Origin of the sequence: Rhizobium brockwellii (assembly GCF_000769405.2) — a bacterium.
Classification (GTDB): domain Bacteria; phylum Pseudomonadota; class Alphaproteobacteria; order Rhizobiales; family Rhizobiaceae; genus Rhizobium; species Rhizobium brockwellii.
This window is the reverse complement of sequence record NZ_CP053440.1, coordinates 838,445-852,418: the sequence shown is the minus strand read 5'-3', so window position 1 is coordinate 852,418 and position 13,974 is coordinate 838,445. Positions and strand designations below refer to the sequence as shown.

Genomic DNA, 13,974 nt, shown 5'->3' with positions numbered 1-13,974 from the left:
GGAGGATATCATGGCACACACCACACTTGAGGCCGGTTCGGCCACCATGTTTCGGCCGGGCACGTCGGACACGGAAATCGAGGCGTCGGCGCTGAAGGCAATGCGCCGGCGCAAGACGCTGGTGCGCTTCTGGCAGATCGCCATCCTGGTCTTCGTGATCGGCATGTGGGAGCTGTCTTCCAACATGCAATGGATCGATCCGTTCTTCTATTCGAGCCCAAGCGGCGTCATTCAGCGCCTCTACGAATGGGCAACCGAAGGCACCACGGAGGGTTCGCTCTGGTATAATCTATGGGTGACGATGGAGGAGGCCTTGATCGGCTTCTTCGCGGGTTCGATCACCGGCGTCTTCGTCGGCATTGGTCTTGGCCGCAACCGCTTCCTGTCGGACATTTTCTCCGTCTATATCAAGGCGATCAACTCGATACCGCGCGTCGTTCTCGCCCCCATCTTCATCATGATCATGGGTCTCGGTCTGCCCTCCAAGGTTGCTCTCGCCTTCATCATGGTGTTCTTCGTGGTCTTTGCAAACGCCTTCCAGGGAGTGCGCGAGGCCGACCGCAATATGATCGCCAATGCCCGCATTCTCGGCGCCTCGGATTGGCAGGTCACCCGCACGGTGGTCATCCCGTCGGCAATGAGCTGGATCTTCGCCAGTCTGCACGTGTCCTTCGGTTTCGCGATCATCGGCGCAATCGTGGGCGAATTCGTCGGCGCCCGCTTCGGCATCGGCCAGCTCATCTCGATCGCCAAGGGTACGTTCGATGCCGCCGGCATGTTCGCGGCAATCCTCCTCGTCATGGTCGTCACGCTTTTTGCCGAATACATCATGACATTGATCGAGAACCGCCTGGCAAAATGGCGCCCGCAGCAGCACCTCGATACCCAGTGATCAAATCGACCTCCTCCTACTGCATAGTTCCTTAAATCGGAATCGATTTCAGGATAAAATTATGCAGCGATTCAAAGTGTTACAGCGTCCTTTGCGCGTCTGAAAAGACGCGCGGCGCTGTAAGGCAGATCGAACAGAAGGCCGGGCACATTCCCGGCCTTCTTCATTTGATGCAGTCAATCTTGAAATGTGCGTTGCTTTGGATTCGGGTTCACATGAGCGGCAGCCGCACGGTCACGATAAGCCCACCACCTTCCGCATCATCGAGCGAGACCGAACCTCCGGCGCCTTCGACGACTTCCCGAACGATCGCAAGCCCTAGACCGCTCCCCTCGCCTTCGGTCCCCATGACCCGGTAGAATCGTTCGAAAACCTGCTCGCGCTCCCCGCTCGGAATACCCGGCCAGTTGTCCTCGACGGTTACCACGGCGTTGCCGTCCGCCTGCTCGACAGCGACGGTCACACGTCCATTCGGGCGGGTATAGCGGAGCGCATTGTCTATGAGGTTGACCAACATCTCGCGCAACATCGTCGCGTCGCCGTCGACAATGACCGGGCGGACCGCCTCCAAGCCGACGTCGATGTTGCGCCTCAGCGCCTCTTCGGCAAGCGCTTCCAGGATCTCGCGGGCAGCCTTCGTAAGGTCGGTCGCATCGCTGCGCGGGCGCCGGCTTCCCGGCTCGGCCCGCGACAAGGTGAGGAGCTGGCTGGCCAGACGCGAAATCTGCTTCGTGCTGCTGCGAAGGGCGAAAAGCGCCTCGTCGCGGCGGGCCGCATCGGCTTCGCGGGACGCCACGCTCGCCTGCGTCGAAATCAGCGCCAGCGGTGTTCGCAATTGGTGCGCAGCATTCGATACGAATCGTCGCTGCGCGGCCATCTGGTTCTGGACACGCTCCATGTAGTCGTTCAGGGCGTGAACGAGCGGCTGCAACTCGCTCTGCACCATCTCCGGCGGCAGCGGATCGAGACGGTTGCGCCCGCGCTGGCGCAGGGCGCCCCGCAGTCTCAGAGCAGGGGCCAGACCCCGCTGAAGGCCAAGGATGGTCACCAGGCTTGCGACGAAGACGAGCACGAACTGCTTCGAAAAGTCTGAGAGCCACAACTGCCTTCGCATCGCATACTGGCTGTTATGCGTAACGGCGACGGTCACGGAGATCGCGCCGTCATCGGGAAGGCCGACGACAGGATGATCGAGCATCAGGACGCGCACATCGGCACCGTGGAACGCGCGATCCTCACCGGTCAGATGGACGGCCGGCAACGGCAGGTCGGGAAAGCCGCTGACCAGACTGCCCCATGCGGTGATGACCTGATAGGACACCCGGTCGCCGAAGCCCGTGTCAAACATCTCCAGCGCTGAAGGCGGCACGTCCACCTGAACATTGCCGCCCTCGTCGACGCGGACGGCTTCGGCAATAACACGCGCCGATGCCAGAAGTGTTCGATCCGTCACCAGCTTTGCTGTTGCGTCCGCCGTCCAGAAGCTGTCGTAGAGATTGAAGCCGATCGCGCCGAACAGGGTCAGCAGCACCCAGCAGAGCAACTGCACCCTCAGGCTCTGGCTGAGCCGCGCGATCGTCGCGCCCACCTTGGTGACGAGGCTACTGGACATGTCTGAGGAGATAACCAAGTCCGCGCAATGTGGCGATTTGAACCGAACTGCTCTCGAGCTTCTTTCGCAGCCTGTGGACGTAGATTTCGATGGCGCTCGGATCCGCTTCGTCGTCGAACCCGAACACGCTTTCAGAAAGGGCGGCCTTCGAGACGGTGTAGCCAAGCTTCATGACGAGCTGTTCAAGAACCGCATATTCGCGCGGCGTCAGTTGCAGCGGCTCGCCTGCGACGAAAAACTGCCGCGTCCCACCGGAGAAGCGCAGGTTGCCGACGGTGATTTCCGACGATGCCCGGTCCTGGCCACGGCGGATCACTGCACGGATTCTCGCTTCGAGTTCGGCGATTTCGAAGGGTTTGGCGAGATAGTCGTCGGCACCGCTGTCAAGCCCTGCAACACGGCCGTCCAGGCTGGCATTGGCGGTCAAGATGATGACCGGCAGCTTGCTCCCGGACTGCCGCAATCGCTTCAAAAGCGTCAATCCGTCAAGTTTGGGCAGCGCCAGGTCCAAGATCATCGCCGAATACTCAGCCACCTTGAGCAAATGCTCAGCGTCCTCGCCGTCGTGAGCAATGTCGATAGCATACTGCGCCTGTCGCAGGGCTTTGCCCAGCCAGGCCGCCAGATCCTTGTTGTCCTCCACCACAAGCAGTCTCATCCGACCTCCTTAGCATGTGCGGACGGTCTGGCGGAAGCGTGACCCGATTTCCTCCGCTTACGCCTGGCATCCATGGCGCGAATTGTCCGTTATTTGTCCGGCGCGCGCATTTTCCTCTGTCTTCAAATTGCCGAATATGACCTCATGATCAACCTGGATGGAGCAAAAAATGTCCGGCCATGATACTGTCCTTCTCGTTATCGACGCCCAGGAGTCTTTCAGACACCGCGATTACTGGGATGAAAACTTCGCTTCCGCCTATATCGATCGTCAGCAGGCTCTGATCGACGGTGCGGAAGCCGATGGAATACCCGTCATCCAAATCTTCCATGTCGATGAAAACGGGCCGTTTTCGGAAGCATCCGGGTTCGTCAGCACACTCGCCCCGCTCAGGATCGCCCCCAAGGCGACATTCAGGAAGAGGCGCCATAGCGCCCTGGTCGGTTCCGGTCTCGACGTGTGGCTGACCGAGAACGGCGTCCGTCGTATCCTCGTCTCCGGCATCCGCACCGAACAGTGCTGCGAGACCACAACCCGCCATGCCTCCGATCTCGGCTATCAAGTCGACTATGTCGGCGAAGCGACGCTGACTTTCCCGATGACCGACGCCACAGGGCGCACCTGGAGGGCCAAGGAAATCCGGGACCGGACCGAACTGGTCCTGTCGGGCCGCTTTGCTCGGATCGCGACCGTCGACCAGGCCCTGGCGGGGCGTGGAAAGTCGCTCGCCGCATGACGGACGCCGCTCAGCCCTTCGATATTCCGGTCTTCGTCGTCGTGCCGCCGCGCGTGCTGCTGCTTGACGTCGCCGGCCCGATCGAAGTGCTGCGCAAGGCGAATCTCGAACAGCGCACGGTGCGCTTTACCGTCACCTATATCGGTCCATCCGTGACGGTCGGCAGCTCGATCGGTCTTGCCGTTACGGGCGTTGCCGCATTGCCGGAGCGCCTGCCCGATACCGCACTTGTCATCATTGCCGGCAGCGCCGATGCCCCGATGAAAAACAGCCGCCCGGGGAACGAACAGGAGCGCGCCGACCAGGCTGCCATCGTCGCATGGCTGAAGCACGCCATTCGCCCGGGAGTTCGTCTGGTCTCGATCTGCTCGGGCGCATTGCTCGCTGCCGAGGCAGGCATGCTCGATGGCCGCGATTGCACCACCCATCACGGCTGCATAGAGGATCTGGCGAGGCTCGCTCCCACCGCGCGCGTCCGGAACAACCGGCTCTATGTCGAGGATGGAGATCGCCTCACGAGTGCCGGCATCACTGCCGGCATAGACCTCATGCTGCATATCGTTGCCGAAGCGGCGGGGCACGCGTGTGCGCTTGCGGTGGCGCGATATCTTGTCGTCTATCTCAGGCGCGGCGGCTCGGATCCGCAGCTTTCGCCCTGGCTCGAAGGTCGCAACCATATCCACCCGGTCATTCACCGCGCACAGGATGCCGTGGCCGCCAACCCGTCTGAGGACTGGTCGGTGGCGTCGCTCGCCCGCCTCAGCGGCGCCAGCCCGCGCAACCTTTCACGGCTGTTCAACGAGCAGACGGGCATGAGCGTGACGGATTTCGTCAACCGTATGCGCGTGGCTCTTGCCCGCGAGATGCTCGCCGGTTCACGGCTGGACATGGAGGCTGTCGCGATGCGCGCCGGCTTCGGCTCGGCGCGGCAGCTCCGCCGCGCCTGGAACCGTCTGAATGACGGCCCGCCGAGTGCGGCGCGGTCGAGGCTATCTACAGGCTCATAGCGCAAGAGCAAGGGCGGACGGCTTGAGGCCGGCTTCCTGTACCTCGGTTCCCCAGATTTCGATCTGGGTCAGCGCCGGATAGGGCGAGGCGTCTTCGGCCTTGATCAGACCGTGCAGTTCCACCCATTCGACGATGCAGGGTTCTATGGCAAAGCCCTGCGCGGCACCCGATTTTGCCAGCGGAAAGCAGGAGGTCTTGCCGTTCGAGAAGGTGACGCTGGCCTGCTCCCACCAGGAATCATGCGGAAAGTCGGCCCGGAGATAGAAAACGATCTCGTCGATCCTGACCGGCCTGCCGAATTCCACCGTCAGTGCTGCTTGCGGATCGCGATTGATGCCCCAGCTCGTATAGGGCCAGAAGCCGTGATCATCGTTGGCCTTTTCGCCGTCAATCGCGTTGCGCGCGGCAAAGACCGCTTCGCCGCGGGTCTCGACATTGGCGCGCGCATGCGGAAACAGAGCCCGATTGGCGTGATCGTCCCAGGGGTTCAGGGCGAGATTGCGCCGATGGACAATCTCGTCAGGACGCGTGCTTCGCGCTGAAAGTCGGTGGATATCGCCCCTGAAGGCATTCGGCGAATAGGGCTTGCGTTTGTCGCCGAAGGGCACGGCGAGTGAATAGACGCATTCCTTCATATAGACCAGGCCGGGTTGAATCGCGCCATCAAGGGAGAGAAAAACATGCCCGGGCCCGGAGACCTCCACGACCACGCGATCGCCTTCGCGATAGCTCTGGCGATAGACCAGGAACGTCTCGTCCCAGCCTGTGGAACTTGCCAACACTGCTCCATCGGCATCCACGATCTTCAGCGTCAATTCCATGCTCGTCCTCCCCAGAGAATGATGCCGAAAAGTGTGAGCGATTTTCGGACGACATCCTGCTCTAACTGTTTAATTTAGAACAGGATTCAGATTTTAGGCCGACCCGGCCTAAATCATCCTGTTCTAGACGATCCGCAATCTCAGGAGCCTGCCGGCGAACGGCACGTGCAGCCGGTAGATTTTCTCGGGCCAGGCCGATCTCAGCCGGGCGTCGTCCACGCCGATTTCGTCGATTTCGATCTCACCGGCGCCCTCGACGAAAATGCTGCCCAGATCGGCGAGATCGATCCTGTCCGGGCTGACGGTCGGCGCCAGGCATGTCATCAGCGACAGGACCGCCGGCTTGCCCCCGTCATAGGTGTCGACGATCTCGACATCGCGCCCGCGCAACAGGGAAACGACGCGGCGGTAGCTGTGCAGCTGCGCTTCGGGGGGATAGGCGCTTGATATATCGAGCGATATGCGCGCGTGCTCCTCATCGAACTCGACCTCGACATCGCGGGCGCCATAGGCTTCGCCGGCCGACTGCATGATGCCTGCGAATGTCGGCAGGTTGTGGAAAGCCGACTGCATCGTCCATATCTCGTAGCGCCGGGCCGAAAAGGTCTTTGCAGTATAGGTCTCGACGCCGACATCGATCAGGAACGGACGTCCGCTCTTGTAGAGCGTCACGCTCCCGACATCGTTGTGATTGTGGCCCTCGCCATTGTTGCCGCCCTTGACGGCAAGCGAAAACTGCTCGTCGCGGGCGATGAACAGTCCGATGCCAGGATAGAAGATATCGCGCTGGGATGCAGGATGCGGCGGGGCGGCAGCGAGAGGCGTCGGGCCGACCAGCAGTTCCTGCACGCGATACCACAGGTTCCATTCCCTGGACAGGTGGGGATTGTCGGAAGCGGCCCTGTCGGATGCAGCGAACTCAGCCAGCATCTCAGAGCCGATCGCACGTCCGAACAGGTATTCCCGCGCGCCACAGGGTTCGACCACAGCGGAAGAATCCGCGAAGTTGAAATAGTAGCGGCCGGCCACATGCATATGAGCGATATATTCGGCCATGTTGCGGATCTTCGGTTGCTGCCAGACCCCGGCGAATAGGCCCGGTGCCACGGCATTCAGGATGGTCAAGGCGCCATGCAAGCAGAGCGCGGCGTGGCGGTAGTAGAGCACACCCTCCTCGCAGGCCCCGTCCTCGGCATAATCCTTCAGGAAGGCGTCGAGGCTGCCGAGCGCCTTTCTAACGACGGCGTGACGCGTGGGCTGATCGGTGTTCAGGGAGAAGACCGTCAACAGGACGTTCTGGCTTATCCATGCCGTCCAGTTGTTCATCCGCTCCTCACCGCGGCCCATCCACCAGAAATGCCGGCCGAGATAGGGCGAAAGGATGCGGGTTTCGATCTCGCGCTCTATGCGCGCCGAAATCTCGGGGCTGATGCCGTCGAGCTCGTCGCCAAGCAATGCGACTATGGTGGCAAGCAGCGCCGCCGTTTCGGCGGCGAAGAGATCGACGACAGGCTGCGAATTGTCGGGAAGCCGCAGCCGCGCGCCGCTTCGTTCATAGGCGTTATGCGCTGGAAGCTGCCAGCCGCTTTCCTCCGCTATCAGGAAGATGCCGTCGACGATCTTCGGCAGGAAGCGTGCGCCGCCTTCGATGAGTTCGCCGAGCACCAGATTGTTGAGCATCCGCCGCCGCGTGAAATAAAGCTCCTCGAAGCGCGCGCGGTTGCCCGTTGCGGTGAACTCCCGGTAATCCGACGCCGTTATCAGCGGCCAGGCGCGCGCAAGCGTCTCTTCGGCCTCGCGCATGACCAGATCCCGTACCGCTTGCGGCACAGCGCTCCATCCGGCGCGATCGGAGCAGACCGCCCCGGGCGTGAAATCGCCCAGCACATCCGGCAGCTTTGCTGAAATCTCGCTGAACATGTCTCTCCCCGTACCGGAAAAGCATCGATGGCCGTTTGGTCTGCATGCTCACCTATCATATGTATTTTTCGCTTTCCATAGAATTCGTATGACCTATTCAGAACTTGTTTGACCAATACCGGATATGTGCTATGTCGTTGCGGGAGGAAGAGGAGGCATCGGTGTCCCTATCGAATTCGGTCATCGCGACGGATGGCGCTCTGGCAACCTCCGGTCGGAAGGTCGCGGTCCTGTCCAAGCGCCAGCGCAGGATACGCAGCGCGCTCGTCGCCTATTCCTTCATCGCGCCGAACTTCATCGGCTTTGCCGTCTTCACGCTCGGCCCGATCCTGTTCGCCTTTGTGCTCGCCTTCATGCATTGGGACGGCTCGAATGCGATCACCTTCGCCGGCCTCGACAATTTCTGGCGGCTCTTCGACGACAAGGCCTTTATCGCGGCGTTCTGGAACACGGTCATCTATACGGTCGCTTCCGTGCCGGCGACGCTGATATGCGCGCTCGGCCTCGCCGTTCTTCTTAACCAGAAGATCGCGGGGCGCGATTTCTTCCGCACGGCGATGTTCTTCCCCTATGTCGCCTCGCTGGTGGCCGTCGCGGTCGTCTGGAACATGATCTTCAATCCCGAAATGGGACCGGTGAACATGATCCTCTACACGCTCGGCCTCGATCCCAAGAACATGCCGGGATGGGCGGCCGATCGCCACTGGGCGATGGTGACGGTGATCCTCTTCGGCATCTGGAAGAACATGGGCTACTACATGGTCATCTATCTGGCCGGTCTGCAGGGCATCAATTCGGAACTCTATGAGGCCGCCGATCTCGATGGCGCCAATTCCTGGCAGAAGTTCATCCATGTCACCGTCCCGCAGCTCGGGCCGACAACCTTCTTCGTCACCGTCATGCTGACGATCCAGTCCTTCAAGGTGTTCGACCAGATCTACATGATCACCCAGGGTGGGCCTGGCACCTCGACGCTCGTCCTCGTCTACCACATCTACAACGAGGCCTTCATTTCCTGGGATCTTGGCTATTCGAGCATGGTTGCGCTCGTTCTGTTCTTCCTCGTGCTCGCCGTCACGGTCTTCCAGTTCCGGCGCCAGAGGGAGGATGGTGAATGAGGATCGCAGGACGCAAGGTGACCGTCAGATCGGTCGCGATCTACGCCATCGTCATCGCCGTCACGCTGATCATGCTGATGCCGTTTGCCTGGATGCTTTCGGCATCGCTGAAGCTCAGCCGCGACGTCTTCGCCTTCCCGATCGAGTGGATACCGTCCGAGCCGCAATGGCATAACTACGTCGATATCTGGACGAAGATCCCGCTCGCGCTGTTCATCTACAACACGTCGAAGCTGACCATCATCGTCACGCTGCTGCAGCTTTTGACCTCCAGCTTTGCGGCCTACGCCTTCGCCAAGCTGAATTTCCCCTACAAGAACACCCTGTTCCTCGGCTACATCGCCACCATCGCCATGCCCTGGCAGGTCTATATGGTGCCGCAATTCCTGCTGATGCGCGAATTCGGCCTCAACAACACCCATCTGGCGCTGATCTGCCTGCAGGCTTTCACCGCCTTCGGCGTCTTCCTGATGCGGCAGTTCTACATGTCGATCCCGACCGAACTCTGCGAGGCGGCCCGCATCGACGGTATGAACGAGTATCAGATCTGGGCGCGCATCATGCTGCCGCTGTCGAAGCCCGCGCTCTCGACGCTGACGATCTTCACCTTCGTCACCACCTGGAACGATTTTCTCGGGCCGATGATCTACCTGACCAAGACCGAGCTGAAGACCGTGCAGATCGGCCTGCGCATGTTCATCTCGCAATATTCGGCCGAATACGGGCTGATCATGGCGGCCTCCGTCGTCGCCCTCATTCCGGTTCTCGTCGTTTTCCTCTCTCTCCAGCGGTTCTTCGTCGAGGGCATCGCCTCGACGGGACTGAAGGGTTAAATCCATGAACGCCGTCTCGTCCGTCGCCCCGCAGCCGATCACCGACCAGGAGGTCAAAGCCGCGCTTGATCTTGCCGTCGAGCAGATCAGGCGCAACCTCCCCCAGTTCACCCATGCCTCGCAGAACCATTCGAGCGTCGGAAATTTCTATCCCGCCGTGGCGAACGACCAATGGACCGCGGGTTTCTGGCCCGGAGAGCTGTGGCTCGCTTTCGAGCATAGCGGCGAGGCGGTTTTCCGCGACGCCGCGCAGATCCAGGTCCAGTCGTTCCTGCATCGGATCGTGAACCGCATCGAGACCGACCATCACGACATGGGCTTTCTCTATTCACCCTCCTGCATTGCCGCCTGGAAGCTCGTCGGAGATGAGGATGGCCGCAGGGCCGCCTTGCTCGCCGCCGACCAGCTGATCGAGCGTTTCCAGCCCATCGGCCAGTTCATCCAGGCCTGGGGCCGCAAGGGAGTGGCGGAAGAATACCGCTACATCATCGACTGCCTCTTAAACCTGCCGCTTCTCTACTGGGCGAGCCGCGAAACCGGCGATCCTAAATACCGCGAGATCGCGCTCATTCACGCCCGCACCACACTCGCCAACTCGGTGCGGCCGGATGATTCCACCTATCACACCTTCTACATGGACCCGGTCACCGGAGCGCCGGTGCGCGGCGCCACCAAACAGGGTTACAAAGACGATAGCGCCTGGGCGCGCGGACAGGCTTGGGCAATCGCTGGAATGGCGCTCTCCTATCGCTATGAACGGCTCGAGGAATATCGCCAAACCTTCGACCGGCTGCTCGCCTTCTATCTCAACCGGCTGCCGGCCAACATGGTGCCTTATTGGGACCTCGTCTTTTCGGACGGCGACGGCGAGCCGCGCGACAGCTCGTCGGCGTCGATCACCGCCTGCGGCCTTCTGGAAATGGCCGATCTCGTCGAGCCGGAACCGGCCGCACGCTATCGTACGCTGGCGCGCCGCATGATGAAGAGCCTTGCGGATCATTATGCGGTCAAGGACCCTACCGTCTCCAACGGCCTGGTGCTGCACGCCACCTATTCGAAGAAATCGCCGTTCAACACCTGCCGCGGCGAGGGTGTCGATGAGTGCGTCTCCTGGGGAGATTATTATTACATGGAAGCTTTGACGCGCCTTTCGCGCAGCTGGTCTTCCTATTGGTGAATTCAGGAGAACTCGATGGCCAGCATTTCGCTTAAAGAGCTGAACAAGAGCTACGGTGCGCTCACCGTCGTCCACGACATCGACCTCGAGATCGCAGACAAGGAATTCATCATTCTGGTCGGCCCGTCGGGCTGCGGCAAATCGACGACGCTGCGGATGATCGCCGGCCTCGAGGAAATATCGGGAGGAGAGCTCAAGATCGGCGGCGACGTCATGAACGACGTCCCTTCCAAGGATCGGGATATCGCGATGGTTTTCCAGAACTATGCGCTCTATCCGCATATGACCGTCTACAAGAACATGGCTTTCGGCCTGCAGCTCAGGAAGGTGTCGCGCGACTTCATCGACGCGCAGGTGCAGGACGCCGCCAGGATCCTCGACATCTCTCATCTGCTGAACCGCAAGCCGAAGGCGCTTTCGGGCGGGCAGCGCCAGCGCGTCGCGCTCGGCCGCGCCATGGTGCGCAATCCGGCGGTCTTCCTTCTCGACGAGCCGCTTTCCAATCTCGACGCCAAGCTGCGCGGCACCATGCGCTCCGAAATCACCAAGCTGCACAAGCGCCTCAACGCCACCTTCATCTACGTCACCCATGACCAGGTCGAGGCCATGACCATGGCGGATCGGATCGTCGTCATGAAGGACGGGCACATCCAGCAGGTGGATACGCCGCAGAACCTCTATGACCGCCCCGTCAATATGTTCGTTGCCGGCTTCATCGGCGCGCCGCAGATGAACATGCTGCCCTCGACCATTCTGCGCCGGGGCGACGGCTACGTCGCCGTCTTCGACGGCCGGGAACTGCCGCTGCCTGCCGATTTCGACAAAAGCAGGATCGCCCCCTACGAGGGCCGCGAACTGGTGCTTGGCATCCGTCCGGAGAATTTCCACGAGCTGCCGCCGGCCGATATCGCGCCCGAGAACCTGGCGCTTCTCAAGGCGGTCGTCGAACTTGCCGAACCGATGGGATCGGAAGTGCACCTGAACATGGTGGCAGGCGGTCGCAATCTGATCGCCCGCGTCTCGCCGCGCTACCGGCCTGATATCGGCGAGGAGGCGACGCTGGTCGCCGATATGACCAATGCGCAGCTGTTCGACAAGGAAACGGAACGCTCGATTCTATACTGAGACGCCTGCGGGAGACGGCTATGCAGTGGTTGCGGGACATGTGGACGAGGGAGGGGCCGGGCATTCCGAAGGATGCGCCGAAGAGGACCGGCCTTGCCCTGTTCGCAGAGATCCTCGTCCGCGAATGGTGGGAGATGGTCAAGCTGAACATCCTCTTCATCCTGTTAGGCCTCTTCGTCGTGACGCTGCCGGCAGCGCTCGCCGCCATGGCCCGGGTCTCGGTCGCCGTGGTGGAAGATCGCAACACCTATCTGCTCAGGGACTTCACGGAAGCTTTTCTGCGCTACTTCTGGCGCGCCACCGGCTGGGGCCTGGCGTTGGGCGGTGCGCTTGCAATCGGCCTCTATGCGATCGTCACCTATGCCGCGGGCGCACGCGACAATCTGTTGCTCAGCGCACCGCTGACGATCGCGCTCGTTGCCACCGCTTTCATCGCGGTTCTCGCCTGCCATCTCATCGTTCTGCTGGTGATGCGCGATCTGCCGGCTCTGAGGTTGCTGCGCCTCGCCGCGCTCGCCTCCATCATCCGTCCGCTCCCGGCGCTTGGCGCGCTCGCCTTCGCTGCCAGCCTGTGGCTGGCGCATATCCTCTTCTATCCGGTTTCGGTGTTCATGCCGGCAACCTTCAATTTTTCACTCGGAATGTTCGCCGTCGCATTCGGCGTTCATCGGGCGGCGGTGACGGTTCTACAACTGCCAAACGCAACACAGCCGCACCGCGAACCGCATAGACGAGACGCTTCATAAAATAACTGATTCAGAGATGATCCAGGGAAGGAGAACGGGAATGTATTTGGATAAATTCGGGAGGACGATGAAACTTGCCTTGGCAGGTTTCACCTTGGCCGCGACGACGGCCGGCGCAGCGCTTGCTCAGGACGCCGTGACGCTCAAATGGGCTTTGTGGGACTGGGACAAGACCGCCTATTACAAGCCGCTGATCGAGGCCTATCAGGCCAAACACCCCAACGTGAAGTTTGAGCCGATGGACCTCGGCTCGCAAGACTACCAGCAGATGATCTCGACGCAGCTGACCGGCGGCTCCAAGGACATCGACATCGTCACCATCAAGGATGTGCCGGGCTACACCAATCTGGTGCGCGCTGGTAACATCGCCGATCTCAGCGGCTTCGTGAAGGATCAGAAGATCGACCCGGCTCCCTTTGGCGGCCTGATCGAGGAACTGACCATCGATGGCAAGATCTACTCCCTGCCGTTCCGCTCCGACTTCTGGGTCGTCTATTACAACAAGGATATATTCGACAAGGCAGGCGTCCCCTACCCCACCAATGACATGACCTGGGCGCAGTTCGACGAGACCGCCGAGAAGCTTTCGGGCGGCATGGGCACCAACAAGACCTACGGCGCGCTTCTGCATACCTGGCGGTCCGCCGTTCAGCTGCCCGGCATCCTCGACGGAAAACACACGCTTGTTGACGGCGACTACGGCTTCCTGAAGCCCTGGTACGAGAGGGCGCTGACCCTGCAGAAGGATGGCGCAATTCCCTCCTATGCCTTTCTGAAGACGTCGAACACACATTATTCGGCGCTCTTCTTCAACGGCACGATCGGCATGCTGCCGATGGGAACCTGGTTCGTCGGCACCCAGATCACCAAGGTGAAATCTGGTGAATCGAAGAGCAAGAACTGGGGCATCGTCAAGTTCCCGCATCCCGACGGTGTGGCAACCGGCACGACCGCTGCGCAGATCTCGGGCCTGGCGGTCAACGCCAATTCCGACCACAAGGATGCCGCGCTCGATTTCATCAAGTTCGTCACCGGTCCTGAGGGCGCAGCAGTCATCGCGTCGACGGGTACCTTCCCTGCGCTCAAGACGGATGACGTCAGCGCCAAGATCGCGGCAACACCCGGCTTTCCTGAGGATGCCGCCAGCAAGGAGGCGCTGAAGCCGTCGAAAACCTACCTGGAGATGGCGGTCAACCCGAACGCCGCCAAGATCGAGGTCGTGCTCAACCGGGTGCATGACGCGATCATGACCGACAGCACCTCCGTCGATGACGGGCTGAAGGAAATGACCGAAGGCGTGAAGGCCATCAAGTAAGCGTCCAGAAATG

13 protein-coding genes are annotated in these 13,974 nt (G+C 61.0%); 9 read left to right on the top strand and 4 right to left on the bottom strand.

Annotated elements, in window-relative coordinates:
• The first annotated feature begins 10 nt into the window (after window positions 1–10).
• Window positions 11–892, top strand: a complete 882-nt coding sequence (locus tag RLCC275e_RS27610; protein WP_033183322.1) for an ABC transporter permease — start codon at window positions 11–13, stop codon at window positions 890–892.
• Between the two features lie 211 nt (window positions 893–1,103).
• On the opposite strand, the gene RLCC275e_RS27605 is transcribed toward RLCC275e_RS27610, so the two are convergent.
• Window positions 1,104–2,504 carry a sensor histidine kinase gene (locus RLCC275e_RS27605; protein ID WP_033183323.1) on the bottom strand — a complete coding sequence of 467 codons (1,401 nt, stop codon included), beginning with the start codon at window positions 2,502–2,504 and terminating at the stop codon, window positions 1,104–1,106.
• Window positions 2,494–3,162, bottom strand: a complete 669-nt coding sequence (locus RLCC275e_RS27600) for a response regulator (protein ID WP_033183324.1) — start codon at window positions 3,160–3,162, stop codon at window positions 2,494–2,496. Before RLCC275e_RS27600 ends, RLCC275e_RS27605 begins: the two co-directional genes overlap by 11 nt.
• A gap of 157 nt (window positions 3,163–3,319) precedes the next feature.
• On the opposite strand from RLCC275e_RS27600, the gene RLCC275e_RS27595 reads away from it, so the two are divergent.
• Both RLCC275e_RS27595 and RLCC275e_RS27590 read left to right on the top strand, forming a co-directional pair.
• A complete protein-coding gene (locus RLCC275e_RS27595; protein ID WP_171816969.1) occupies window positions 3,320–3,898 on the top strand; it encodes an isochorismatase family protein in 579 nt (192 codons plus the stop codon).
• Window positions 3,895–4,905, top strand: a complete 1,011-nt coding sequence (locus RLCC275e_RS27590) for a GlxA family transcriptional regulator (RefSeq protein ID WP_033183326.1) — start codon at window positions 3,895–3,897, stop codon at window positions 4,903–4,905. Before RLCC275e_RS27595 ends, RLCC275e_RS27590 begins: the two co-directional genes overlap by 4 nt.
• On the opposite strand, the gene RLCC275e_RS27585 is transcribed toward RLCC275e_RS27590, so the two are convergent.
• Together RLCC275e_RS27585 and RLCC275e_RS27580 are read right to left on the bottom strand one after the other, a co-directional pair.
• Window positions 4,900–5,727: a carbohydrate-binding protein gene (locus RLCC275e_RS27585; protein WP_033183327.1), complete on the bottom strand. Its 828-nt coding sequence runs from the start codon at window positions 5,725–5,727 to the stop codon at window positions 4,900–4,902. The two genes, RLCC275e_RS27590 and RLCC275e_RS27585, sit on opposite strands and share 6 nt — an antisense overlap.
• A 123-nt stretch (window positions 5,728–5,850) precedes the next feature.
• Window positions 5,851–7,647, bottom strand: a complete 1,797-nt coding sequence (locus RLCC275e_RS27580) for a heparinase II/III domain-containing protein (RefSeq protein WP_033183328.1) — start codon at window positions 7,645–7,647, stop codon at window positions 5,851–5,853.
• A 131-nt stretch (window positions 7,648–7,778) separates the two neighbouring features.
• Between RLCC275e_RS27580 and RLCC275e_RS27575 the strand changes: the two genes are divergently transcribed.
• The 6 genes from RLCC275e_RS27575 to RLCC275e_RS27550 are packed head-to-tail and all read left to right on the top strand — an operon-like array spanning window position 7,779 to window position 13,961.
• Window positions 7,779–8,765 (top strand): carbohydrate ABC transporter permease, encoded by a 987-nt coding sequence (locus RLCC275e_RS27575; protein WP_033183329.1) that lies wholly within the window; start codon window positions 7,779–7,781, stop codon window positions 8,763–8,765.
• Complete coding sequence (locus tag RLCC275e_RS27570) at window positions 8,762–9,598, top strand: carbohydrate ABC transporter permease (protein WP_003562853.1); 837 nt, start codon at window positions 8,762–8,764, stop codon at window positions 9,596–9,598. Before RLCC275e_RS27575 ends, RLCC275e_RS27570 begins: the two co-directional genes overlap by 4 nt.
• Before the next feature lie 4 nt (window positions 9,599–9,602).
• Window positions 9,603–10,775 carry a glycoside hydrolase family 88 protein gene (locus RLCC275e_RS27565; RefSeq protein WP_033183330.1) on the top strand — a complete coding sequence of 391 codons (1,173 nt, stop codon included), beginning with the start codon at window positions 9,603–9,605 and terminating at the stop codon, window positions 10,773–10,775.
• A gap of 15 nt (window positions 10,776–10,790) precedes the next feature.
• Window positions 10,791–11,900 (top strand): ABC transporter ATP-binding protein, encoded by a 1,110-nt coding sequence (locus RLCC275e_RS27560; protein WP_033183331.1) that lies wholly within the window; start codon window positions 10,791–10,793, stop codon window positions 11,898–11,900.
• Between the two features lie 20 nt (window positions 11,901–11,920).
• The gene (locus RLCC275e_RS27555; protein WP_033183332.1) at window positions 11,921–12,646 is read left to right on the top strand and encodes a DUF624 domain-containing protein; all 726 of its coding nucleotides are present in this window, start codon (window positions 11,921–11,923) and stop codon (window positions 12,644–12,646) included.
• Window positions 12,647–12,686: 40 nt separating this feature from the next.
• Entirely contained in the window at window positions 12,687–13,961 is a 1,275-nt protein-coding gene (locus RLCC275e_RS27550) for an ABC transporter substrate-binding protein (protein ID WP_033183333.1), read from the top strand.
• Window positions 13,962–13,974 lie beyond the last annotated feature (13 nt).